General features: G+C 66.9%; 24 protein-coding genes. 10 read left to right on the top strand and 14 right to left on the bottom strand.

Going from position 1 to position 23,870, the window contains the following annotated elements; all coding sequences use genetic code 11:
• Nucleotides 1–6: 6 nt before the first annotated feature.
• The 3 genes from pqqC to pqqE are packed head-to-tail and all read left to right on the top strand — an operon-like array spanning nt 7 to nt 2,218.
• Nucleotides 7–771 carry a pyrroloquinoline-quinone synthase PqqC gene (gene pqqC, locus V9L20_RS07375; RefSeq protein WP_337296062.1) on the top strand — a complete coding sequence of 255 codons (765 nt, stop codon included), beginning with the start codon at nt 7–9 and terminating at the stop codon, nt 769–771.
• Nucleotides 768–1,061, top strand: coding sequence for a pyrroloquinoline quinone biosynthesis peptide chaperone PqqD (gene pqqD / locus V9L20_RS07370; RefSeq protein WP_337296061.1), 294 nt, complete (start codon nt 768–770; stop codon nt 1,059–1,061). The genes pqqC and pqqD overlap by 4 nt, the downstream gene beginning before the upstream one ends.
• Nucleotides 1,058–2,218, top strand: a complete 1,161-nt coding sequence (gene pqqE / locus V9L20_RS07365) for a pyrroloquinoline quinone biosynthesis protein PqqE (RefSeq protein ID WP_443098552.1) — start codon at nt 1,058–1,060, stop codon at nt 2,216–2,218. The genes pqqD and pqqE overlap by 4 nt, the downstream gene beginning before the upstream one ends.
• On the opposite strand, the gene V9L20_RS07360 is transcribed toward pqqE, so the two are convergent.
• The 13 genes from V9L20_RS07360 to V9L20_RS07300 all read right to left on the bottom strand — a co-directional run bounded on the left by V9L20_RS07360 (nt 2,202) and on the right by V9L20_RS07300 (nt 13,635).
• Nucleotides 2,202–3,200, bottom strand: a complete 999-nt coding sequence (locus V9L20_RS07360) for an MxaL protein (RefSeq protein WP_337296060.1) — start codon at nt 3,198–3,200, stop codon at nt 2,202–2,204. The genes pqqE and V9L20_RS07360 overlap by 17 nt on opposite strands.
• The gene (locus V9L20_RS07355) at nt 3,197–3,748 is read right to left on the bottom strand and encodes an MxaK protein (RefSeq protein ID WP_337296059.1); all 552 of its coding nucleotides are present in this window, start codon (nt 3,746–3,748) and stop codon (nt 3,197–3,199) included. Before V9L20_RS07355 ends, V9L20_RS07360 begins: the two co-directional genes overlap by 4 nt.
• On the bottom strand, nt 3,745–4,746 hold the full coding sequence (locus tag V9L20_RS07350) for a vWA domain-containing protein (protein WP_337296058.1): 1,002 nt from the start codon (nt 4,744–4,746) through the stop codon (nt 3,745–3,747). Before V9L20_RS07350 ends, V9L20_RS07355 begins: the two co-directional genes overlap by 4 nt.
• Nucleotides 4,747–4,759: 13 nt before the next feature.
• Nucleotides 4,760–5,629: a calcium incorporation protein MxaA gene (locus V9L20_RS07345; RefSeq protein WP_337296057.1), complete on the bottom strand. Its 870-nt coding sequence runs from the start codon at nt 5,627–5,629 to the stop codon at nt 4,760–4,762.
• Nucleotides 5,626–6,504, bottom strand: a complete 879-nt coding sequence (locus tag V9L20_RS07340) for a DUF58 domain-containing protein (protein ID WP_337296056.1) — start codon at nt 6,502–6,504, stop codon at nt 5,626–5,628. The genes V9L20_RS07345 and V9L20_RS07340 overlap by 4 nt, the downstream gene beginning before the upstream one ends.
• A 139-nt stretch (nt 6,505–6,643) precedes the next feature.
• On the bottom strand, nt 6,644–7,663 hold the full coding sequence (locus V9L20_RS07335; RefSeq protein ID WP_337296055.1) for an AAA family ATPase: 1,020 nt from the start codon (nt 7,661–7,663) through the stop codon (nt 6,644–6,646).
• Between the two features lie 26 nt (nt 7,664–7,689).
• The gene (locus tag V9L20_RS07330) at nt 7,690–8,235 is read right to left on the bottom strand and encodes an SRPBCC family protein (protein WP_337296054.1); all 546 of its coding nucleotides are present in this window, start codon (nt 8,233–8,235) and stop codon (nt 7,690–7,692) included.
• Nucleotides 8,236–8,282: 47 nt separating this feature from the next.
• Nucleotides 8,283–9,266: a YncE family protein gene (locus tag V9L20_RS07325; RefSeq protein WP_337296053.1), complete on the bottom strand. Its 984-nt coding sequence runs from the start codon at nt 9,264–9,266 to the stop codon at nt 8,283–8,285.
• Nucleotides 9,267–9,291: 25 nt separating this feature from the next.
• On the bottom strand, nt 9,292–9,666 hold the full coding sequence (locus V9L20_RS07320; protein WP_258505751.1) for a hypothetical protein: 375 nt from the start codon (nt 9,664–9,666) through the stop codon (nt 9,292–9,294).
• Between the two features lie 31 nt (nt 9,667–9,697).
• Nucleotides 9,698–10,393, bottom strand: a complete 696-nt coding sequence (locus V9L20_RS07315; protein WP_337296052.1) for a hypothetical protein — start codon at nt 10,391–10,393, stop codon at nt 9,698–9,700.
• Between the two features lie 11 nt (nt 10,394–10,404).
• On the bottom strand, nt 10,405–11,301 hold the full coding sequence (locus V9L20_RS07310; RefSeq protein ID WP_337296051.1) for a substrate-binding domain-containing protein: 897 nt from the start codon (nt 11,299–11,301) through the stop codon (nt 10,405–10,407).
• Nucleotides 11,298–11,702: a c-type cytochrome gene (locus tag V9L20_RS07305; protein ID WP_258505755.1), complete on the bottom strand. Its 405-nt coding sequence runs from the start codon at nt 11,700–11,702 to the stop codon at nt 11,298–11,300. Before V9L20_RS07305 ends, V9L20_RS07310 begins: the two co-directional genes overlap by 4 nt.
• A 103-nt stretch (nt 11,703–11,805) precedes the next feature.
• Entirely contained in the window at nt 11,806–13,635 is a 1,830-nt protein-coding gene (locus V9L20_RS07300; protein ID WP_258505756.1) for a methanol/ethanol family PQQ-dependent dehydrogenase, read from the bottom strand.
• Nucleotides 13,636–14,150: 515 nt separating this feature from the next.
• Here V9L20_RS07300 and V9L20_RS07295 point away from each other — a divergent pair.
• Genes V9L20_RS07295 through V9L20_RS07270 form a run of 6 tightly spaced genes read left to right on the top strand, consistent with a single transcriptional unit; the run spans nt 14,151 to nt 21,259 of the window.
• The gene (locus V9L20_RS07295; protein WP_337296050.1) at nt 14,151–14,864 is read left to right on the top strand and encodes an ABC transporter ATP-binding protein; all 714 of its coding nucleotides are present in this window, start codon (nt 14,151–14,153) and stop codon (nt 14,862–14,864) included.
• 41 nt (nt 14,865–14,905) lie between these two features.
• Nucleotides 14,906–15,901, top strand: a complete 996-nt coding sequence (locus V9L20_RS07290) for a PQQ-dependent catabolism-associated beta-propeller protein (protein WP_337296049.1) — start codon at nt 14,906–14,908, stop codon at nt 15,899–15,901.
• A complete protein-coding gene (locus tag V9L20_RS07285; protein WP_443098551.1) occupies nt 15,898–17,079 on the top strand; it encodes a branched-chain amino acid ABC transporter substrate-binding protein in 1,182 nt (393 codons plus the stop codon). Before V9L20_RS07290 ends, V9L20_RS07285 begins: the two co-directional genes overlap by 4 nt.
• Nucleotides 17,061–17,948: an ABC transporter permease gene (locus V9L20_RS07280; RefSeq protein WP_337296047.1), complete on the top strand. Its 888-nt coding sequence runs from the start codon at nt 17,061–17,063 to the stop codon at nt 17,946–17,948. The genes V9L20_RS07285 and V9L20_RS07280 overlap by 19 nt, the downstream gene beginning before the upstream one ends.
• Nucleotides 17,945–18,940: a tripartite tricarboxylate transporter substrate binding protein gene (locus V9L20_RS07275; protein ID WP_337296046.1), complete on the top strand. Its 996-nt coding sequence runs from the start codon at nt 17,945–17,947 to the stop codon at nt 18,938–18,940. The genes V9L20_RS07280 and V9L20_RS07275 overlap by 4 nt, the downstream gene beginning before the upstream one ends.
• Nucleotides 18,941–18,955: 15 nt before the next feature.
• The gene (locus V9L20_RS07270) at nt 18,956–21,259 is read left to right on the top strand and encodes a TonB-dependent receptor (RefSeq protein WP_337296045.1); all 2,304 of its coding nucleotides are present in this window, start codon (nt 18,956–18,958) and stop codon (nt 21,257–21,259) included.
• An 18-nt stretch (nt 21,260–21,277) separates the two neighbouring features.
• Here V9L20_RS07270 and V9L20_RS07265 read toward each other — a convergent pair whose 3' ends face one another.
• Nucleotides 21,278–22,255: a LysR family transcriptional regulator gene (locus V9L20_RS07265; RefSeq protein WP_337296044.1), complete on the bottom strand. Its 978-nt coding sequence runs from the start codon at nt 22,253–22,255 to the stop codon at nt 21,278–21,280.
• Between the two features lie 127 nt (nt 22,256–22,382).
• Here V9L20_RS07265 and V9L20_RS07260 point away from each other — a divergent pair, with 127 nt between their 5' ends.
• Nucleotides 22,383–23,840 carry a form I ribulose bisphosphate carboxylase large subunit gene (locus V9L20_RS07260; protein WP_337296131.1) on the top strand — a complete coding sequence of 486 codons (1,458 nt, stop codon included), beginning with the start codon at nt 22,383–22,385 and terminating at the stop codon, nt 23,838–23,840.
• Nucleotides 23,841–23,870: the final 30 nt, after the last annotated feature.

Here is a 23,870-nt window from a genome sequence, read left to right as displayed (position 1 = left end):
ACCACCATGCACGCCGACAGAATCCAGGATCCGTTTCGACCGGCCGCGGGCGGCGAAAAGAACGCGCCGGCATGGACGCGCGAGGAATTCGAAGCCAAGCTGCGCGAGCGCGGCCGCAGCTATCACATCCACCACCCGTTCAACGTCATGCTGAACAGCGGCCGCGCTACGCCCGAGCAGATCCGCGGCTGGGTGGCCAACCGCTTCTACTACCAGATCGCGATCCCCATCAAGGACGGCGCGGTGATCTCGAACTGCCCCGATCCCGCGGTGCGGCGCGGTTGGGTGCAGCGCATCCTCGACCACGACGGCTTCGAGCTCGGCGGCATCAAGGACGAAGGCGGCATCGAGGCCTGGCTGCGCCTGGCCGAAGCCGTGGGCCTGTCGCGCGAAGAGGTGACCGACCTGCGCCATGTGGTGCCGGCCATGCGCTTTGCAGTCGATGCCTACGTGAACTTTGCGCGCCGCGCGCCCTGGCAAGAGGCGGTGTGTTCGTCGCTCACCGAGCTTTTCGCACCCGAAATCCACAAGCAGCGCCTGGCCACCTGGCCGGAGCACTACAGCTGGATCGAGCCGGGCGGCCTGAGCTACTTTCGCAACCGCGTGAGCCAGGCACGGCGCGACGTGGAGCAGGGCCTGGCCATCACGCTCGACCACTTCGACACCCGTGCGCTGCAAGAGCGCGCACTGGACGTGCTGCAGTTCAAGCTCGACATTCTCTGGGCCATGAACGATGCGATGGCCACGCGCTACGGGATCAGCAGCACATGACAGCAACCAAAGCCATGCTCACCGCCGAAAGCAAACCCCGTGTCGGCCCCGGCTTTCGCCTGCAATGGGAGCCGGCGCAAGACTGCCACGTGCTGCTGTACCCCGAGGGCATGGTGCGGCTGAACGGCAGCGCGGGCGAGATCATGAAGCGCTGCGATGGCGAGCGCAGCGTGGCACAGATCGTGGCCGACCTGGAACAAGCCTTCGACACCACCGGGCTCGAACCCGAGGTGCGCGGCTTCGTCGAAATGGCGGCGCAGCAGAACTGGCTGCGCTGGGAACCCGCATGACGCCCATGACGAACGCCGCACCACGCCCCGGACCACCGCTCTGGCTGCTGGCCGAGTTGACCTACCGTTGCCCGCTGCATTGCGTTTTCTGCTTCAACCCTGTCGACTTTGCCAAACAGGAGGACGAACTCGGCACCGACGACTGGCTGCGCGTGCTGCGCGAAGGCCGCGAGCTCGGCGCCGTGCAGTGCGGCCTTTCGGGCGGCGAACCGCTGCTGCGCGACGATCTCGAAGTCATCATCGCCGAGGCCGCGCGCCTGGGCTACTACACCAACCTGCTGACCTCGGGCGTCGGTCTCACGGCGCAGCGCGCCGCCGCGCTCAAGGCCGCTGGCCTGGACCATGTGCAGCTGTCGTTCCAGGATTCGACGCGCGAGATGAACGACTTTCTCTCGCACACCAAGACCTTCGAGCTGAAGAACCGGGTGGCGAAGATCATCAAGGACCAGGGCTGGCCGATGGTGCTGAACGTGGTGATCCACCGCATGAACATCGACCACATCGACCGCATCATCGAAATGGCGCACGAGATGGGGGCCGAGTACCTGGAGCTTGCCAACACGCAGTACTACTCGTGGGCCTTCGTCAACCGCGACCAATTGCTGCCCACGCATGAGCAGCTGCGCCATGCGGAGGAGGTGACCGACGCCTGGCGCAAGCGGCTGGGTGAGAGCATGCGCATCTTCTTCGTGGCACCCGACTACCACGAGGGCAAGGCCAAGAAATGCGTCAACGGCTGGGGCAGCATGTTCCTCACCGTGACGCCCGATGGCACCGCGCTGCCTTGCCACACCGCCAAGATGCTGCCCGGCCTCGAGTTTCCGAACGTGAAGGCGCAGGGCCTTCGCGAGATCTGGTTCGACTCCGAAGGCTTCAATCGCTACCGCGGCACCGGCTGGATGAAAGAGCCTTGCGCCAGCTGCGACCAGCGCGAGCAGGACCTGGGGGGCTGCCGTTGCCAGGCCTACCTGCTCGCACAGGACGCGGCCGCGGCCGACCCGGTTTGCGCGAAGAGCCCGGACCATCACCGCGTGGTCGAGGCGGTGGAGCGTGCCGCCGCGCGCGATCCTTCGGCGCCGGTCGAGTATCCGCTGGTGTTTCGCGATCCGGCCAATTCGCGCCGGCTTTCCGCAGCGCTCGTCACGCCGGACGCGTGAGGCCGCGCGGCGGCAACCGTTCAGCCGCTTTCTTGTTTCGCGCCTTCGGTCGCCGCTCGCGCACCCAGCCGAAATCCGGTGCGAACCGCCACGCGAGCAACAGCAGCGCGAGCAGGGCAGGAATCCAGCGCAGGTCCGCATCCGCAGGCAGGTATTGCGCATAGCGGCGGTCGAGCATCGCCGTTTTCAATGCATCGGGTGTCTGCAGGCGCCGGTAGTTCACACCCACCAGTTCGGCCAGCGATCGCAGGTGGTCTTGCCGCAGTTCGGAAAGATGCTCATGGTTCAGCGTGCCGCCGATGGCCGAGCCTTGCACTACCTCGTCCGCCCGCCAGTAGCCGGCGGGCTCGCCGGTGCTGCCGGTCTTGGGAATGGGCACCGGCACATCGCCGCCCACACCGATCAGCCAGCCCTTCACATCGCCGGGCTTGATGTCCGTCATCGGCGGCGTTTCGTTGATGCGCAAGGGCGGCGATTCCTGCCCGTCGCTGATGAAGACAAAGCTGGTGTCGGGCCCCACGCTGCGGGCGCCGCGCACCGCCCAGGTCACGCCCTTGCTCACATTGCTGGCATTGGCCCAGCGCATGCGCCCGTCGATGCGTTCGAGCGAGGCCAGCAGTTCTTCGTAGTGGCTGCAGACCTCCACAGGCGCAAGAATCACCAATGAGCGGTAGTCCGAAAAAATGCTCCAGCCCACCCTGGAGCCGCACGGCAGTCCGCCCAGCACGTCACGCATCGCGGCTCTCGCCAGCGCCAAGCGGCTGACGGCCACATGGTTCAGTTCGACATCTTCGACATTCATGCTCTGCGTGATGTCGAAGCTGACCTGCCAGTTGAACACCGGGCGCTGCAGCTGCACGCGCGGCGGCCAGACGGCCAGCGCCAGCAGCACAAAGGCGAGCAGCAGCGGCCCGTTGCCCGTGCTGCCGCCGAAGCGCCGCAAAGCAGACAGCCATCGCGCGGGCAGCAAGCGCAGTCTCACGGCAGGTCTCCGGCGACGAAGCCCGGCACCCGGACCCGGCGCTGTTCATGCGCCGGCTGCTGCTCGGCCGAAAAGGCTTCCTGGTCTTCGGGCGCGAGGCGCAGCGCACGCTCCAGGTTGTAGCGCGCGTCCCAGTCCTGCGGCGCGGCGCGCAGCAGGTCGCGCAGCCGCTGCTTGCCCAGTTCGAACAGCGGCAGCGCGCCGGCTTCTTGCGCCATGCCCTGGCGCAGGTACATGTTGCCCAGGTTGAACAGCGCCTGCCGTGCGACAGGGTCGCGTTCTCCGCTCTGGATCAGCGCCGCATAGCCCTTCAGCGCGGCATCGTGCGCGCCGGCTTTCGAAAGCGCCAGGGCCTGCGCCAGCTGCAGTTCGCGCGGTACCGAAAGCGGGGCCGGCGCTGCGTCCTTGCCCGCGGGCGTGGCGGCGATGCGGGCGATCTCGGCGTTCAGGCCGGCCGTGCGGTGCAGGCGCAGCCCACGCTCGCAGGCGACGCCCACGCAGCACAGGCTCAGCACGCCAAACACCAGGTGAACCGTGCGCCGCTTCATGTGCTTCTTCGCCAGCTTTGCAGTTGCACCGAGCGGCACGCGAGCAGGCCCGCGCAGCACAGCATGGCCGCAAGATAGAAGGCCGCGCCGTGGTCGCGCCGCGGCACCCGCTCGTGAATGGTCAGCGGAAAATTCTGCTGCCGGTCGATCTCGGCCATGGCGGCCGCCATGGCATTGGAGTCGTCCACCTGGTAGAGCCGGTAGGGCGTGGCCAGCGTCTTGAAGAACTTGTGCAGCGCCAGTTCCTCGCCAAGGCCGTAGGCAGATACCGTCTCGGTGTTGAGGTTGGGCGAGTTCGGGCCGCTGCGCACATAGATCCAGTAGAGGCCGATCTTCTCGCGCGCGAGCCCGGCGTGAATGCGCTCGCGCGTCGCCTCGTCGAGCTGTGCGCCGCCGTCCGAAACGATCAGGATCACGCGGCTGCCCGAATAGCTGCGGCCTTCGAATTCCTCGATGGCGGCAAGCAGCGCCACGCCCATGCGTGTTTCGGGCAGGCCGCGGCCGATGGCGGTGGCTGCGAGCGCGGCCTGCACGGTGTCGGTCTTCTGCGTGAACGGCACCACCGCGACCGGCACCGTGCTGAAGGTCATGAAGGCGAAGCGGTTGTCGGGCCGCTTGGCGACGAACTCGCTCAGCAGGTCTCGCACCACCTTGGCCTTGGGTTCCTGCGACATGCGGCCGGCAGTCTGCAGGCCGTTGGTGTGCACCGTCGCGTCCATGCTGCTGCTGCGGTCCATGAGAATGAGCACCTCGGCGCCGCGCCCGGCACGCTCGACCACCGCGCCCGATTGGCCCGGTCCGGCAAGGCCCAGAACGGTGAAGGCCATGGCGCCGACCGCGAATGCGCGCCACATGAAGCCGACAAGGCGGCCGACCCGATCCGCCGGCAGCCATGCCACGTAGGAAAAGCCCAGCGTGTCGCTGCGCCTGCGCAAGAGCGGCAGCAGCGCGAGCGGCAGCAGGGCGAGCATCCAGGGCTGGGCGAGGTCGAAGCGCATGGCTCTGCTCCCGTCAATGCCTGTGGCGCTTTTCCGCATCGCGCAGTGCCCGGCACAGCGGCCGGAGCGGGTATGCGCCCTCGGGCTGCGCTGCCGAGGCAACGCTCTCGGCAAAGAAGAAGCGCCGGGTCGATTCGCGATAGAACTCTTCCAGCCGCGGCTGCAATGGGCGCAGGTACGGCGCCTCTGTCATGAGCTGCGGCAGGCTGGCGTGGTGCACCACGCGGCCGGCGCTCCGGTTGAGCGCGCGATGCAGCACGCGCCAGGCTTCCGGGCTCGCAGGGTCGCCGATCCGCTTCAGTTCGCGCCAGGCGTTTGCGAACGGAAGCTGCTGCGCTTCGCGCCGGTTGCGCCACCCCCACCAGCCGAGCCAGGCCACAAGCACGGCCAGCAGCGCAAGAACCGAGAACTTCAGCTGTTGCCCGAGCGCGTAGGTGGGAAGCGGGGCCACGGCGCGGTCCGGTTGCAGCGGTTGCAGATTGCCCTGCCCAGACACTTCGAGCGGCGTCAGCGGGCCAATGCTGATCGGCCATGCGGGCAGCGCGAGCGGCTCGCCCGACGAAGTCGCAATGCTGAGCGCCGGCAGCGAAACGGCGGTGAGCGCGCGCGGCGCGTTGATCACCTGGTAGTCGATGGCCAGCCAGCGTCGCCCCTCGGTATCGGTCTCGATGCGCGAAGGCCTGCGCTCCAGCCACAGGTCGATGCGAGCGGCGCTGGGCAGTGCGCCGGGCTGCAGCGGCCGGCTGGCCTGCTCGAGCAGCACGCGCTGCGTGAGAACGTCGCCGATCACATGTCCGAAGGCGCGCGGCTGCTCCACCGTGGCGGCGCTTGCCGTGCCGGCCGCGATGGCGAGCACCAGCAGGGCGGCCAGGCGCCGGTTCATGCCGTCGTCTCCATGAAGTACCGCGTGAGCGCCTCGGCGTCGAAGCGCCCGTGCAAGTGAAAGGGCGGCATGCCGTGCGCGTTGAACAACTCAGTGAGCTCCGCCCGCCGCGCTGCGACGGCATGGCGCCACCGCGTGCGCAGCGAATCGCGCATCCACAGGCTGCGCCGGCTTCCGGTTTCGGCATCGCTCAGGGCCACCAGGGCGGCGCGCGCATCCGGCGGTTCGGTTTCGGCCGGGTCCCAAACCACCAACGGAACGACACAGGCCGGCGCGAATTGCGGAAGCAGTTCGCCGAGCGCCGCAACCGGCCAGTGAAAATCGGAAGCGAGAAACACCAGCCCGCCGCGGCCGACCAGTCGCTCGGTGGCACGCCGCAGGCCCGCCAATGCGCTGTCGTCGGATGGCGCCGCGCCCGGTGTTGCGCGGCATTCGCGCAGAATCTTCGCCATCAGGCTGCCGTTGCCGCGGCTGTGGCGCGCGGGCACGAACAGGTCTTCGCGCTCCCGCTGGTCGAAGGCGAGCAGGCCGACCGTGTCGCCGGCCCGAAAGGCGCTGTAGCCCAGCGCCTCGACCAGGTCGGCCACCACATCGAGCTTGCGCCGCTCGGCGCCGAAATGCATCGACGCCGACACGTCCACCACCACGTGCACGGGAATGGCGACGCGGAGCCGATGGATGCGCACCAGCCAGTCGCCGCGGCCGTCGCGCACGCTGGCGCGCAGGTCGATGCGGCGCGGATCGGGGTGGTCGAACAAGCGCCGGTGCGCGGCAAACTCCTGCCCGCTGCCCTGGCTCAGGCCGCGCTGCGCACCCGGCCGCCAGCCGCCGAAACGGCGCGGCAGCTGGTAGTGGAATTCGTCGACGCGGTCCACGGTCAGTTTTCCAACGTGATAGCACCGGCCAGCGCAGCGAAGCCCATTCGGGAGCACCCGCGGAACCGGCTTTGCCGGGCCGCTGGGTGCGCCCCCCAGTGGGGGGAGGCGCCGAAGGCGCTTCGGGGGGCGTTCATGGTTATGGCGCTGCGATCTTGTCCATGATCTGCGTCACCAGCGCTTCCGACAGCTCGGCGCGCCGCAACTCGTACACCGGCGTAAAGAACACGCGGTGCCCAAGCACAGAAGGCAGCACCGCCGCAAGATCGGCGGGCTCCAGGTGCGAGCGGCCTTCGAGCCACGCCACCGTGCGCGCCGCGCGCAGCAGCGCGCTCATGCCGCGCGGGCTTGCGCCGGCCAGGATCAGCCGGTCCATGTCGACGTTGTCCAGGCGTATGCCGAACTTCTGCGGCGCTTCGGTGGCTTCCCAGACATCGAGCACATAACGCTCGATGGTCTCGCTGGCGCGCACGCTGCGCTGCACCTCCGCGGCAATGGCGTTGAGCCGGTCCCAGGGCAGGATGGCGGGCGCCACCTTGTCGATGAGCCCTTCGGTGTCGTGGTAGGCCGTGTCGAATACCAGCGACTGGCGAATGGCGCGGTCGCTCGGCTTGGGCATGTTCAGTTCGAACATGAAGCGGTCGCGTGCTGCGGAGGCCAGCTCGAAGGTCTCTTCGCGCTCGACCTTGTTGCGGTCGGCAAACACCGTCATGTGCGGAAAGCTGTACTCGCGGTCGAAGGCCGACACGGTGCGCTCGGCCATGGCGCGCAGCAGCAGCGACTGCACCTGCGGCCGGGCCCGGTTGATCTCGTTGAAGAAGAAGGTGACCAGCCGCTCGCCGTGGCGCAGCAGCGGCCCGGGGTCGATGCGCGGCCGGCCCTGCGCATCGACGTAGGTGTGATAGACAAGGTCGCCCGGCATCAGGTCGACCGTGCCCTCGACGCGTTCGAAGTCGCCGCCGATGGCGCGCGAGAAGGCGCGCAGCACCGTGGTCTTGCCGACGCCCACGTCGCCCTCGAGCAGCACGTGGCCGCGCGCGAACAGCGCCACGTTGATGAGGCGGATCGTTTCCGCCTGCCCGATCACCGCCTTGGCGACTTCGCTTTCCACGCGCAGCGCAAGGTGGCGCCAGTCTTCGAGTTGTTCCTGGGAGCCCATGGTGGTGCCATCGAAGCCCGCCGGGGCTACTTCGACTCCATCATCTTCTTCAGGTGTGCGAGCCCGCCCTTGTAGACGCCGGTCACGGCCTTGAGCGCGGCTTCGTCGTTCTGCTCCGGCGGCGGGTTGTTGTTGGGAAAGCCGCGGTAGAAGGCGCCGCGCCATTCGACGACCGACTTGCCGCCGTCCGCCACCACGGAGAGGGTGGAGGTGTAGTTGGTGACCGGCAGCGCGCCGCCGTCCTTGGCGCGGTAGCTGTACTTCTTTTGCGCGTCGTCGTAGCTTTCGAGCGTCTCGACCAGCGTGCCTCCGTCCTTGAGCTTGACGGTGCGAACCGAGCCTTCGGCGTTGCCCTTGTCGGCCGGGCTGTCGGCCACCGCGGGGTGCCACTCCTTCAGCGCGTTGAAGTTCTTGACCTTGGCCCATACCGCATCGGCGGGCGCCTCGATGGTGACTTTCTCGCTCACCTTCTGGCGCGTCGGCCCGTGGGCCAAGCTGGAGGCCGATGCGGCGAGCAGGGTGGATGCGAGCAGGACGGAGAGAGTTCTTCGGCTGATAGGTTGAGTCGGCATGGAAAACGTCCGTGATGAAGGGGAAGAGAAAGGTCGTCGGAAAAGATTCAAGGCTCCATGGGCGCGCCGATGAAGGCGCCGAACCCGCGGCTGTTCTGCCCCGTGGCGATGGTGGCGAGCTTCTGCCCGCTGGCGGCGTCCAGCACCTGCACGTTGTCGTCCATCCAGTTCACGACATACACGCGGTCGCCATGCGCGGCAACGCCCTCGGGGTAAGCAAAGCCGGGCAGGGTGCGCAGTACCTTCAGCGAGGCGGCGTCGATCACACTCACGGTGTCTTCGTGCTGGTTGGTCACATACAGAAGCGCGCCGCCCTGCGCCAGCGCGGCGCCGTAGGGCGCCTTGCCCACTTTCACGGTGGCAATGACGTCGGGCCGGCGCGTGTCGCGCACATCGACCACCGTAACGTCGTTGCTCTGCACGTTGAGTGCATAGAGCCGCGCGCGCGGGGCGTCGTGCAGCAGCGCGAACGGATGGCTGCCGACGCGCACGCGCGCAGCCACCCGGCGCGTGGCGGTGTCGACCACGGCCACGCTGTCGTCGTCGCGCTCGGCCACGAACACCGTGGCGCCGTCGGAATGCGCGGCCACGCCCGCCGGCGCACGGCCGACGGCAATCGAGGCCAATGGCTTCGAGGCTTTGTCAGCCAGTGCATCGAACACCAGCAGACGGCTGCTGTACCAGTCAGCCGCGTACAGGTGCTTTCCGTCCCCGGAGATGTCGATGCCCACCGGCCCGTCGCCCGCGGGCAGCGTGTTCACCACCTTCTGCTGGCGCATGTCGATGACCGAGATGGTCTTGCTGTCGGGGTTGGAGACGAAGGTGCGGCCCGCGCGGCTGGACGCGACCACGCCGGCCGGCGACTTGCCCACCGGAATGCTCGCCACCACCCGTTGCGTCGCAAGGTCGATCACCGAGACGTCATGGCTGCCCTGGTTGGTGATGTAGGCGAACGGCGCGGCCCCGGCCGAGGTGCAGAAGAGCAGCAGGGCGGCAAGCATCAGGCGCGCAGGGGGTGCGGTGGCCGTCATGGCAGCTTGCCCTGGGTGATGTGACTCAGCGTGCGGTCGGCGGGCCGATGAAGCAGCCCTTGGTCACCTTGGCCTGCAGCGCCTTGTAGCGCTTGATGTCGGCCTGCAGCTTTTCCGAATCGCGGATGTAGCCGCCGCGCTCGCCGCCGATGGTGGTGGCCTTGGCCGCGGTGCTCAGCTGCACGTAGTCTTCGTATTTGATTTCCTTGGCGAGCGCGTCGAGCGCGCAAGAGCATTTGTTCGTCATCTCGAAGTTGCCCGCGTCCGGATGGGCGGCAATGCACTCCTGCACGTACAGCACGCGATCCACCGTGGGAAAGTCGTTGTTCGTGCGCGGAGCGCCGTGCACGCCCATCGGCAGGGCCAGCAGGCAAAGAATGCGGAGAATGTTTTTTGTCATGGCTTTCGCTGGAAATTCGAAAAAGGCGACCTTAGCGTGCCGGCGCCCTGGCGCCGTCGATGAGCAGTTCTTCGACGAGCAGGGGCTGCGCCGCAGCGCTCTCGCCCGGTATGGAGGTGCGAATGCCGTACACGCCGCCCGGCACGGCATCGGACAGCGTGAAGCGGTAGCTCTTCTTCGCAAACCTTTCGTACTTCGGCCGGTTCGGGTCGTCCAGGAAGGGGCTGAACGCAATCTCCTTGCCCTTGACCGTGCGGCCCTGGTAGCGCAGCGACACGTCGCGCACATCGGCGGTCTGGTAGATCGCCATGCGGATGCGCTTGCGAAAGTGGTAGTCGGAGCCGCGCGTGAGCCGCTTCATCTCGCGAACATCGTGTTCCAGAAAATAGAGGATCACGGGGTTGCCCTCGGCCGCAGGCACGTCGGGCACCTGGACCTTGCGCGCGTCGCTCAGGAACACGCCCTTGGCGTCGCAGCAGCGGCCGTCGGCCTTGGCGCTCAGCGCCACGGTCACGCTGTCGTCGAAGTTCTGCTCGAAGGTGCCGGTCTTGCCGAAGGTGTAGCGCAGCAGCATGGGCGCCTGCAGGCCCTTGAGCTGCGGCGTCATGAAAAGCAGCCGCTCGGCCTGCGAGAAGTCGCGCTTGTCGGTCTCGGCATGCGGACCGATCGGGGCAAGGAGCAGGGCGCAGAGCAGGGCGCGCAGCGGGAAGGCAATGGCGAAGCGCATGAAAGACCCGATCAGTTGTTGGGCGCTCCGAAAGATGCATCGACCAGCGGAACGCCGTACTCCTTCAGGATGGCCTGGATCTCGGGCGCCTTGGATTCGATCAGCCCCTCGATCTGCTGCTTCCATTCGCGCTCGCCGTAGCGCACGCCCATGGCCATTTGGTAGTCGAGCTTGAGGCCCTTCTCGGACTTCAGCGGCACCACGACGAGATTCGGCGTCTTGACGCGCTTGGCGAAGAAGCCCGCAATCGGCCCCCACACGACCACGGCGTCGAGCTTGCCTTCGGCCAGGTCCCGCTCGACGATCTCGCCCGGGTACTGGGCGGGGTCTGCGCTCATCAGCTTGTAGGGAATGCCCTGCTCCAGCAGGCCGTGCCGGTTGAGCCATTGCGATGCCGGCGAGCGGTCATAGATGCCGATGCGCAGCGACTTGAGCTTGGCCGGATCGAGCTTCAGGAAGTCTTCCGCCGAGGCCACGTTGTCCATGCCCTTGCCCTTGGGAAACACCAGCGCGTAGGTCGAGCGGTAGTACGGCTTGGTGACCGAAACCTCGTCGAGCCCGACGGGCACGCCCATCACGATGTCGCAAGGATAGTCTTGCCCCGGCAGCTTGTAGCGCAGCGTGTTGCGAAAGAAGGCCAGCCGCTGCGGAAACGAGTAGTAGGTTACCGGCAGCCCCAGCGCCTTGCCGAACAGCTCGGCAATGCGGTTCTCGATGCCTTCTGCCTTGGCGTTGGAGAAGGGCATGTTGTTGGGGTCCTGGCACACGCGCAGCGCCTTGCGCGGCGGCGTTTCCTGGGCCACGGCCCCGGCCGGAACCAGCGCGCAGCAGCATGCCACGCCCGCCAGCACCGCCCCAAGGCGTGCGCCGAAAGCAACGGGCCTGCCAGCGCGCGGCCGGGCGGTCATTTGTTTTCTTCCACGCGGGCGCGCGTGATGGCGCCGTCGGACCGGCCCTTCAGGTAGGCATAGAGCTGGTTGATGTTTTCCATCACCGCCGGGTTGTTGCCGAAGCTCTGCATGCCCTTGTCCAGCCGTCCGTCACGCACGACCTTGATGAATTCTTCCTTCTTCAGGGTCTTCAGGCTGGTGATGAGGGAAGGTCCCACCATGCCTTCCTGGTTGGGTCCGTGGCAGCGGTCGCAGGCCGCGGAGCGCCAGGTACGGAAGCCCTTCATGGTCTCAGGGTCGACCTTATAGCCATCGGTCACCTTGTAGGGCGCCGGGTCCGGCGCTGCAACGGCCAGGGTGCAGGCCACGCCTGCAATCAGAAAAAGGGAAGACAGCAACGCTGACGTACGGAATTTCATGGCTCCAGGGTCTCCGATATTGTGGGAAATACAAGGGAGAGCCCTCTCGTGAGTGCGCTCTCCCGGCCCCGCGTTTCATCTGTCTCGCGGGGTTGCGGTCTCGTCAGTTCTTCGGCAGCGCAAACACCGTCAGCGAACCACCGAGCTCGGTGTACTGGCTCAGCTCCTTGTAGCCGCCGACTGCGCCCAGGCCTTCGGTGCTCTTCTCGGGGTCGATGCCCGCCGCCATGCCGATGCCGGCCCAGCCGCCAATGCCCGAGAACACGCCGATGTACTGCTTGCCCTTGTGCTCATAGGTGAACACATTGCCGATGATGCCGGACGGCGTCTTGAACTTGAAGAGCTCCTTGTTGATGTCCTTGGCGTCCACGCACTTCAGGTAGCCCTCCAGCGTGCCGTAGCAGGAGATACCGCCGGCGGTGTTCAGCGAGCCGCTCCACACCGAGAACTTCTCGGCCTTGGTCTGCACGATCTTGCCGGTGCCTGCGTCCCATGTGATGAAGTTGCCCATGCCGCCATGGCTGCCCGGCGTGGGGTACATCGACAACGTGGCGCCCACGTACGGCTGGCCCGCGGTGTATTCGACCTTGAACGGCTCGTAGTCCATGCAGACGTGGTTCGTCGGCACATAGAAGAGCTTGGTGTTGGGGTCGAAGGAGGCGGGTTGCTGGTCCTTGCTGCCGAGCGCCGCGGGGCAGATGCCCTTGGTGTTCACGTCCGCGCCGTTCTGCGCCGTGGAGTACTTGGCAACCACCTGCGGGCGGCCCGTCTTCATGTCGACATGGGTGGCCCAGTTCACCTTGGGGTCGTACTTCTCGGCCACCAGCAGCGCGCCGGTCACGCGGTCCAGCGTGTAGGCGAAGCCGTTGCGGTCGAAGTGCACCAGCGCCTTGGTCGGCTTGCCCTTGACGTTGATGTCCGCCAGGATCATTTCATTGATGCCGTCGAAGTCCCACTCGTCGAAAGGCGTCATCTGGTAGACCCAGTTGACCTTGCCGGTGTCCACGTCGCGCGAGAAGATGCTCATCGACCACTTGTTGTCGCCGGGCCGCTGCGAGGGGTTCCAGGTCGACGGGTTTCCGGTGCCGTAGTACACGGCATTGGTCGCCTTGTCGTAGCTGTACCAGCCCCAGGTGGTGCCGCCGCCGATCTTCCACTGGTCGCCCTTCCAGGTCTTCAGCGAAGAGTCCTTGCCCACCGGCGCGAGCTTGCCGTCGGTCCAGGTCATGGTCTTGGCCGGGTCCATCAGCATTTCTTCGTCGGGGCCCGTGCTGAAGCCCTTCCACGCCAGCTTGCCGTCCTTGATGTTGTAGGCGGCCAGGAAGCCGCGCACCCCGAACTCGCCGCCGCTGATGCCGGTAATGACCTTGTCCTTGAAGACGTGAGGGGCGTTGGTGTTGGTGGCGCCGACCTTCGGATCGCCGTTCTTCACCGTCCACGCCACCTTGCCGGTCTTCGCGTCGAGCGCCACCAGCGTGGTGTCCGCCTGTTGCAGGAAGACCTTGCCCTCGGCATAGGCGAGGCCCCGGTTCACGGTGTCGCAGCACATGACGGCAATGACCGACTGGTCTTGCTTGGGCTCGTACTTCCAGAGGATCTTCTGGGTTTCGATGTCGAGTGCGTACACCTTGTTGGGAAACGGCGAGTGCAGGTACATCGTGCCGTCGACCACCAGGGGCGAGCCCTCGTGTCCGCGCAGCACGCCGGTGGAGAACGTCCACGCGACCTGCATCTTGCCCACGTTGCTCTTGGTGATCTGATTCAACTTGCTGTAGCGCTGGTTGAACATATCGCCCGCTTGCGTGGCCCAGTTCTTGGAGTTGGCGATGTTTTTCTCCACGTCGGCATTGGCTAGCGCCAAAGCCGGGAGAGCCAACACCGCGACGCCGATATGCCGTACGAGACGGCCGGCGATCTGCCTGGAAAACTTCATATATGTCTCCTCACATTTCAGTGGGTTTGGAACACGGATCTGGCAGCAGCCAGCAGATCTTTCGATCGCTTTGGCGAATGCTGCGGTCCGCAACATCCATGCCTGCCGTTTTCAGCCGTGCCTGGCCCGCACCGCTTCGAGCGCCTGTTGCAAAGGCCGGCGGCTTCACTCGCGGGGATGCCCGCGCATGTGTCAGCGCGCAGCGTGCGACGGCGTGCCGCAAGGCACAGCGGACCTAGGGAAATCCCGGGCCGTTCGAAGCATTGCGCAGCGCAGCACAACACGCATGCGCTTGCGTGCGCCTTGTGTGCGCATCCAAATTTGACGCAAAGTGTCTCGTGCAAAGTACGCATGCCCGGCGTGGATGAGCAGCAGGGGCCGCTTGCGCGGGCAAATGAATAGGGACGCATCACAGTGAAAACCCTTGCCGGCCAGAGGCACAGAATTTGCGGCTTGAGCAGCAAACGGCCCATACCATCGAAGCCCGAACAGCTCGACAAATCTCACCGATCTACATGCTGCGAACCATCGACTTAACCAAGCGCTATGGAACGCGCACGGCGCTGCGGTCGTTGTCGCTGCAATTGCCCGCGGGCCAGTTCGTGGCGCTGCTCGGCCCCAACGGCGCGGGCAAGTCGACCCTGTTCCAGGTGTTGACGGGCATGTTCGCGGCCGACGAAGGCGAGGTCGAGGTCGCCGGCCATTCGCTGCGCCGCTCGGCCACTGCTGCACTGCGGCACATCGGCGTGGTGTTCCAGCAGATGTCGCTCGACCTGGACCTGAGCATCAGGCGCAACCTGCTGTTCCAGGCCGACCTGCACGGCCTGCCGCGGCGGCTTGCGCAAGAGCGCATTGCATCGGCCTGCGATCGCCTGAACATCGACGCCGACCTCGACCGCAAGGTGCGCGAGCTGTCGGGCGGCAACCGGCGCAAGGTCGAGCTTGCGCGCGCGGGGCTGCACCGGCCCGCCGTTCTGCTGATGGACGAAGCCACCGTGGGGCTCGACCCGAGATCGCGGCAGGACCTGCTGGCGGCCTTGCGCGCGGACGTGCGCGAACGCGGCGTGTGCGTGCTGTGGGCAACGCATCGGGTCGAAGAGGCCGAGGAGGCCGACCGCGTGCTGGTGCTGCACAAGGGAGCGCTGCTGGCGGACGGCACGCCGGCGCAGGTCACCCAACTGCTTGGCGGCGCCACGCTGGAGGCGGGCTTCATCGCACGCACGGCCTGAAACAAGAAGAATTCGAGTCAAAGAAAAAATGGAGACATCGCATGCCGCAACTTTCTTTCCTTCAGGGTCCTGGCGCGCTGCTTCGCGCGGCCGCTAGCGCGCTCGCACTGGCCGCGAGCGGCGCCGCGCTGGCGCAAGGAACAGCCTACGTTTCGAGCGAGAAGGACAACGCGTTGACCATGATCGATTTGGCAACGCTGACCGTGAAGGGCACCATTGCCACTTGCAAGCGCGCCCGCCACATCCAGCTGACGCCCGAGCGGCAGATCATGGTGGCCTGCACCGACTCCAACCAGGCCGACCTGATCGATCCCGCCAGCGGTAAGTCGGTGCGGCGCATTGCGCTGGGCGACGAGCCCGAGGCCTTCGACCTCTCGCCGGACGGCAAGGTCATCTATGTTTCGAACGAAGACGCGGGCGAAGCCAGCTTCATCGACACGGCCAGCGGCAAGAAGCTGCGCTCGGTGAAGGTGGGTGCGGAACCGGAGGGTGTGAAGGTAAGCGCCGATGGCAAGACCCTGTACGTGACCTCCGAGGTGGCCAGCCTTGTGCACGTGATCGATACCGCCACCGGCAAGGTGGTGAAGAACATCAAGGCCGGCAAGCGCCCGCGGCGCATGGCGATCACGCCTGACGGCAAAGAGCTGTGGATCACCAACGAGCTGGGCGCCAGCGTCAGCATCGTCTCGACCGCCACGAACGAAGTGATCGACACGCTGAAGTTCGAAGTGAAGGGCGCGCGCGCCGAAGACATCACGCCTGTGGGCATCCAGATGACGAGCGACGGCAAGCGGGCCTTCGTGGGCCTTGGCCGCGCCAACCACGTGGCCTTTGTCGATGTGCCCAGCCGCAAGGTGGGCTCGCTGGTGCTGGTGGGAAAGCGGGCCTGGAACGTCACGCTCGACAAGGCGCAGGCGCGGCTCTACGTGGTCAACGGCCTGAGCGACGACGTGACCGTGGTCGACGTGGCCGGCGCCAAGGCCATCAAGAGCGTTCCGGTAGGGCGCGTGCCCTATGGGCTCGTGATCGTCGAATGAGGATGCGCGCACCGGCTTCCTGTTTCGCGGGCGCGTGGTTGATGGCCGTGGCGCTCGTGGCGCCGGTGGCGGTGGGCGCGGCCGTGCTCAAGGCCACGCTGATCACGCCCGACGACGACCCTCGCATGGAACGCTCGCGGCTCGAGCGGGCCTACCTCGGTCATCCTGGCGGCTCGCTTTCCGACGGGCTTGAGGTGGCGCTCGAGGAAGCGAAGTTCGAGCTCGAGGCCGCGGGAACCGAGGTGGCGCTTTCCACTGCGCCGGCCGCTTCCATAGCGGCGGCACGCGCCGCGGCGGTGGCGGCCGAGAAAGCCGGCGCTGCGGTGCTGCTGACCGACCTGCCCGCCGACTGGACGCTGGCCGTGGCCGATGCCGTGAAGCTGCCGGTGCTGAACCTGGGCGACGCATCCGATCGCCTGCGCCAGCAGGATTGCCGCGCCCGCCTGTTCCACCTGATGCCCAGCGAGCGCATGCGCAGCGATGCGCTGGCGCAGACGCTGGTGTCGCGCAAATGGAGCAAGCTGCTTTTGCTGGTGGGCGGCAGCCCGCAAGATGCGCTGCGCGCGGCCACCGCGCAGGCGTCGATCAAGCGCTACGGTCTGCAGGTGGTGGCCACCAAGCCGTTCAAGCTTTCGGCCGACCCGCGCGAGCGCGACCTGGCCAATCCGCTGCTGCTCACGGCCGGCAACAGCTACGACGCGGTGTGGGTGGTCGACAGCGACGGCGAGTTTGCCCGCACGCTGCCTTACCGCACCGTGCTGCCGCGCCCGGTCGTGGGCGACGGCGGGCTGGTGGCGCTGGCCTGGCATGCGCAGTTCGAGCGCTACGGCGCGCCGCAGGTCTCGCGGCGCTTTGCCAAGGCCGCCAAGCGGCCGATGACGGCGCACGACTGGTCCGCCTGGATGGCGGGCAAGACCCTGACGGCCGTCGCCATTGCGGCGCCCAAGGGCCCGAACGCGGCCTGGGCCCAGGCCATCGGCAAGAGCGCGCTCGACGGCTCCAAGGGCACCGGCCTGAGCTTTCGCGCCTGGGACGGCCAGCTGCGCCAGCCCATGCTGCTGACCGACGGCCAGGGCGTGATTGCGCAGGCGCCGGCCGAAGGCGTGCTGCATGCCCGCAACGTGCTCGACACGCTGGGGGCCGATGCGCCGGAGAAGCTATGTCCGAACGCGCGCTGAAAACCGAAACGCCCGCGGGCGGCCACGCCGAGCCGGCCGCCCGGCAGGGCCTGGGCCACGCGCTGCAGGCGATGCGCGCCATCGTGCTGCGCGAGCTCTACAAGTTCTCGCAGCAGACCGGGCGGCTGGTGTCGGCGCTGGTGCGGCCGCTGCTGTGGCTGGCGGTTTTTGCGGCGGGCTTTCGCAACGTGTTCGGCGTGGCGATCGTCGAGCCCTACGACACCTACATTCCGTACGACGTCTACATCGTGCCGGGGCTGGTCGGCATGGTGCTGCTGTTCAACGGCATGCAGTCGTCATTGGCCATGGTGTACGACCGCGAGATGGGGCTGATGCGCCTGCTGCTGACGGCACCGCTGCCGCGGCCCTGGCTGCTGTTTTCCAAGCTGTGCGCCACCGCGCTGCTGTCGGTGCTGCAGGCGCTGGTGTTCGTGATCGTGGCGGCGCTCATCGGTACCGAGCTGCCGCTGCTGTCGCTTTCCGGCCTGCACGCATTGGTGGCGCTGGCGGCCGGCGCGCTCATGCTGGGCGCGCTCGGGCTGCTGCTGTCGGTGCATATCAAGCAGCTCGAGAATTTTGCGGGCACGATGAACTTCGTCATCTTTCCGATGTACTTCCTGTCGACCGCGCTCTATCCGCTGTGGAAGCTGCAGGAGTCCGGGGCCGAATGGGTGTACCAGCTGGCGCGCTTCAACCCGTTTACCTACGCCGTGGAGTGGATCCGCTTCGCGCTCTATGGCAAGGACCCGGGCCTCGCACCCTACGTGGTGCTGGGCTGCCTCGTCGTCTTCTTCGGCTTTGCCTGCTGGGGCTACGACCCGCAGCGCGGCTTCGGCGGCCTGACCAAGCGCGGAGGAGGCGGGCCATGAGCGGGCAGGGCGGCTCCACCCGGCGCCGCTGGCTGCGCGATGCAGCCGCGTTGGCGCTGGGCGCGCTGCCCCTGGCGCGCGCCGGCGCTTCGACCGAGCCCTTTCCCTCGCGCCCCATCACGCTGTGGGTGCCGTGGCCCGCTGGCGGAGCCACCGACATTTCGCTGCGGCTCCTTGCCGAGCTGGCCTCCGTGCCGCTGGGCCAGACGGTGCTGACCGAGAACCGCGGCGGCGCCGGCGGCACGCTGGCCATGCCGGTGCTGCAGCAGGCGCGGCCCGACGGCTACACCATCGCGCAGATGCCGCAGCCGGTCTTTCGCGCACCGCACACGCAAAAGGTGCTGTGGGACCCGATCCGCGACGTGACGCCGGTGATCCAGGTGTCCAGCGTCACCTTCGGCATGCTGGTGGCGGCGGGCAGCCCGGTGCGTTCGCTCGAAGACCTCTTTGCTTTCGCGCGTGCGCGCCCCGGCGAACTGACCATTGCCACCAATGGCATCGGCACCACGCCGCACATGGTGCTGGAAGAATTGTTCGCGGCGCGCGGCCTGCGCTACATCCACGTGCCATACAAAGGCACGGCCGAGCAGCTGAACGCGATTGCGGGCGGCCAGGTGATGGCGGGCGTCAACTCCACGGGCTTTGGGCCGGCGGTGGATGCGGGCACGCTGCGGCTGCTGGCGATTTTTTCAGGCGAGCGGTCGAAGCGCTGGCCGCAGGTGCCCGTGCTGCGCGAACTCGGCTTCGACATCGTGGCCAAGTCGCCCTATGGGCTGGCCGGGCCGCGCGGCATGCCGCCGGCCGTGGTGAAGGTGCTGCATGACGCCTTCAGGAAGGCCATGTTCGACCAGCGCTTCAAGGACGAACTGGCCAAGTACGACCAGGAAGTCGACTACCTGGGGCCGGAAGCGTATGCGCAGTCTTGCCGGGAAATCTTCGCGCAGGAGCGCGCCATGGTGGAAAAGCTGGGGCTTACGCGCACCGGCACTTGAAGAGGAGGAGCATTTGTGAGCCGACCGAGCAAGCAGCCAAGAAAGAACACCCGCCGGCTGATCGGCCTTGCCGTGGCCGCCGCAGCCTGCCCGATGCCGGGCCAGGCGCAAGAGGCCGCGGCGCAGCCGGGCAGCCTGCCGGCCGTCGAAGTGGTCAGCACCACGCCCGTGCCGGGCATCGAGGTGCCCAAGGACCAGATCCCGTCGAACGTGCAGACGGCCGATGACCGGAGCCTGCGCCGCGCGCAGAGCCTGAATCTGCCCGACTTCATGTCCACGCAGCTGCCGAGCGTGAACGTGAACGAGATCCGGGGCAACCCGTACCAGGTGGATGTGAACTACCGCGGTTTCACCGCGAGCCCGGTGCTGGGCACGCCGCAAGGCCTGTCGGTGTACCAGGACGGCGTGCGTGTGAACGAGCCCTTCGGCGACGTGGTGAACTGGGACCTGATTCCGAGGGCGGCCATCTCGAGCATCACGCTGCTGCCGGGCTCCAACCCGCTGTTCGGGCTGAACACGCTTGGCGGTGCGCTGTCGCTGCAGACCAAGCGGGGAGACACGCACCCAGGCACCGAGCTGGAGTTGCAGGCCGGCTCCTTCGGCCGCGTGAGCACCGAACTCACGCACGGCCGGAAGCTGGGCGAGGGCGGGCACCTGTTTCTCGCGCTCGGGGGCCTCAACGAAGACGGCTGGCGCAACTATTCGCCTTCGCGCGTGCGGCAGCTCTTTGCCAAGGTGGGGCAAGACAGCGGAAAGCTCTCGTGGGACCTGAGCTTTACCCACGGCGACAACCGCATGATCGGCAACGGCCTGCTGCCCGAGTCGATGCTTGCGCAGAACCGCAGGCAGGTGTACACGCGACCAGACCGCACCGACAACCGCTTGTCGATGCTGACGCTCAACGCCAGCTACCGACTGAGCGACGTGCAGACGATTTCCATGACGGCCTACACGCGGCGCTCGCGCTACAGCACGCTCAACGGCGACCTCAACGACGATTTCGAACCGCCCGAGGTCGAAGAATCGGGCGTGGAGAACCGCACCTACACGCGGCAGCGCGGCGAGGGCGTGGCGCTGCAGTCGACCTACACGGCCGGCATTCACCAGCTGACCTTCGGCGCCTCGGTGGACCGCGCGCGCACGCACTTCCTGCAGACCGAAGCGGAAGGCTTTCTTGACGGCACGCGCGCCGTAGTGCCGCAGGAAGAAGCCGAGCCCGACGCGCTGCTCGCGGGCAAGAGCCGCACCACGAGCCTCTATATTTCAGACCTGATCACGCTCCGGCCGAACCTGCAGCTCAGCCTTTCGGGCCGCTACAACGACACCCGCGTGTCCACCCGCGACGACGGGCGCGCCTTGCTCGGGCTTTCGACCCAGCTCGACGGCGAAGGCCGCTACAAGAAGTTCAACCCCGCCATCGGCCTGACGTGGCAGGCCACGCCGCGGCTCACGGCCTATGCCGGCTGGAGCCAGGGCAGCCGCGCGCCAAGCCCCATCGAGCTGGGTTGCTCCGACCCCGCCAACGCCTGCGTGCTGCCCAATGCGCTGCAGGCCGATCCGCCGCTCAAGCAGGTGGTTTCGCAGACCTTCGAAACCGGGTTGCGCGGCACGCTCGACCATGGGCTGCGGTGGAGCGCATCGGTGTTCCGCACCGTCAACAAGGACGACCTGCTGTTCGTCAGCAGCGGGCTCTCGCGCGGCTATTTCAGCAACTTCGGCCGCACCTTGCGCCAAGGCGTGGAGCTCGGCCTTTCGCAGCAGAGCGATCGCCTCGACTGGTCGCTGTCGTACAGCTACCTGCGCGCAAGGTACGACTCGCCGGCGTGCCTGGTGTCCGAATCGAACAGCAGCGCAGAGACCAACCCCGCCTGCACCGGCGAAGGCGAGATCGCGGTGCGCCCCGGAGACCGCTTGCCGGGCCTGCCGGCGCACTCGCTCAAGCTCAACGTCGACTGGCGAATCACGCCCACCTGGAGCCTGGGCGCGCAATACCGCGTGTATTCACGCCAGACCGTGCGCGGCAACGAGAACGGCCTGCACATGCCCGACGGGGCGGATTTCAGCGGCAGCGGCCGCATCGGCGGCTATGCGTTGCTCGACCTCACCACGCGCTGGAAGCTCGGGCGCAACGTGGAGCTTTTTGCCAAGGTGGCCAACGTGTTCAACCGCCGCTACGCCACCGCGGGACAGTTGGGCCACAACGGCTTTGACGCAAGCGGCGTGGTGGCGTCTCCGGACGCGTGGCGCAACTCGCAGTTCGTGGCACCGGGCGCGCCGCGGGCGGTGTGGGTCGGCATGCGGGTGCAGCTCGGCGTCTGAGCCCGCGGCAGCAAAGGCTCAGGCGGCGCGCCGTGCGCTGCGCTTCTTTGCCGGGGCGCGCGCCGCAGGCAGCGAACCCAGCTGCTGCTGGATCTGCGCCTGGCCATGCATGCGCAGGTATTCCTCGAACGCCAGCGCCACCTGCGGCAGTTGCCTCGACGCGAGGTGCATCACGTACCAGTCGCGCACCACCGGGTTGCCGGGCACGGGCAGCACGCCCAGCAGTCCCGCGTTCATCTCGAGCACGCAGGTGTGCATCGACAAGAAGGCAATGCCGAAGCCCGCGGCGCACATCTGCTTGATGGCCTCGTTGCTCGACAGCTCGGAGCCGATGCGCAGCGGCAGCCCCTGGTCCTTGAAGAAACGCTCGACCGTGGTGCGCGTGCCCGAGCCGCGCTCACGCACCAGCATGCGCGTGTCCGACAGCATGGCAAGCGTGGGCTTGGCCGCGGACATCAGCGGATGGCTCGGCGCCGCGAGAAAGGCCATCGGGTGCTTGGCGAAGGCGCTGGAGTTTGTCTTCAGCTCGGCAGGGGGGCGGCCCATGATGGCGATGTCGATCTCCTGCCCCGCGAGCATGCGCACGATCTCGTCGCGGTTGCCCACCTGCAGCTTCACCTTCACCTTCGGATGCTCTTTGGCGAAGTTCACCAATATGGGCGGCAGCAGGTATTCGGCCGTGGTGATGGCGCCCACGCGCAGCGTGCCCGAGAACACGCCCTGCAGCATGGCCATTTCGTCGCCCGCCTCGCGCCACAGGTCGAGGATGCGGCCCGCATAACCCGCCAGCAATTCGCCCGCTTCGGTCAGCCGGATGCCGCGGCCCGTGCGCTGCAAGAGCGGCGTGCCGGCCGATTCTTCGAGCGTGCCGATCTGGATCGACACCGCCGGTTGCGTCAGGTGCATTTCATCGGCCGCAAGCGACACGCTGCCGAGCCGCGCCACGGCATGAAAGGTGGCTAGCTGGCGAAAGCTCGCGTGCTTGGAAAGAGGCATGCGGTGATATTAGGTCTAGCAAATGTGAATGTCAAAAGATTTAATTTTTCTTAATCTTTCATGCGGCCTACATTCACTTCACCGACAGCACCAAACCCTTCTTTTCGAGAGGCACTCCATGGGCAACATGAACGAAGCAATCCAGATCACCGACGCCAAGAAGCGCTATTCGGCCGGTGTGCTGAAGTACGCGCAAATGGGCTACTGGGACGGCGACTACGTGCCCAAGGACACCGACATCCTGGCGCTCTTTCGCATCACCCCGCAAGACGGCGTGGACGCCGTCGAAGCCGCCGCGGCCGTGGCCGGCGAATCGTCGACCGCCACCTGGACGGTGGTGTGGACCGACCGCCTCACCGCGTGCGACATGTACCGCGCCAAGGCCTACAAGGTGGAGCCGGTGCCCAACAACCCCGGCCAGTATTTCTGCTACGTGGCCTATGACCTCTCGCTGTTCGAAGAGGGCTCCATCACCAACGTGACCGCCTCCATCATCGGCAACGTCTTCAGCTTCAAGCCGCTGAAGGCGGCGCGGCTGGAGGACATGAAGTTTCCGGTGGCCTACGTCAAGACCTTTGCCGGCCCGCCGACGGGCATCGTCGTGGAGCGCGAGCGGCTCGACAAGTTCGGCCGGCCCTTGCTGGGCGCCACCACCAAGCCCAAGCTCGGGCTCTCGGGCCGCAACTATGGCCGCGTGGTGTATGAGGGCCTGCGCGGTGGGTTGGACTTCATGAAGGACGACGAGAACATCAACTCGCAGCCGTTCATGCACTGGCGCGACCGCTTTCTCTTTGTGATGGATGCGGTCAACAAGGCCAGCGCCGCCACCGGCGAAGTGAAGGGCAGCTACCTGAACGTCACGGCCGGCACCATGGAAGAGATGTACCGCCGCGCGCAGTTTGCCAAGGAGCTGGGCTCGGTGATCGTGATGATCGACCTGGTCGTCGGCTACACGGCCATCCAGTCGATGAGCCACTGGTGTCGGCAGAACGACATGATCCTGCACTTGCATCGCGCGGGCCATGGCACCTACACGCGCCAGAAGAACCACGGCGTGAGCTTTCGCGTCATCGCCAAATGGATGCGCCTGGCGGGCGTGGACCACATCCACGCGGGCACGGCCGTCGGCAAGCTCGAGGGCGACCCGATGACGGTGCAGGGCTACTACAACGTGTGCCGCGACACCCACACCAAGGTCGACCTGCCGCGCGGCATCTACTTCGACCAGGACTGGGGTGCGCTTCGCAAGGTGATGCCGGTGGCTTCGGGCGGCATTCACGCGGGCCAGATGCACCAGCTGCTCGACCTGTTCGGCGATGACGTGGTGCTGCAGTTCGGCGGCGGAACCATCGGGCATCCGCAGGGCATCCAGGCCGGGGCCACGGCCAACCGGGTGGCGCTCGAAGCCATGGTGCTGGCCCGCAACGAAGGGCGCGACATTTGCAACGAGGGCCCGCAAATATTGCGCGACGCGGCCAAGTGGTGCACCCCGCTGGCGGCCGCGCTCGACACCTGGGGCGAGATCTCCTTCAACTACGCCTCCACCGACACGTCGGACTACGTGCCCACGCCGTCGATGGCCTGAGGCCGCCCGTTCACCTTTTTCCTGGAGCAA

Source organism: Variovorax sp. CCNWLW225 (assembly GCF_037204045.1).
In the GTDB taxonomy this organism is placed as follows: Bacteria; Pseudomonadota; Gammaproteobacteria; order Burkholderiales; family Burkholderiaceae_C; genus Variovorax.
This window is presented reverse-complemented; position numbering and strand designations above follow the sequence as displayed.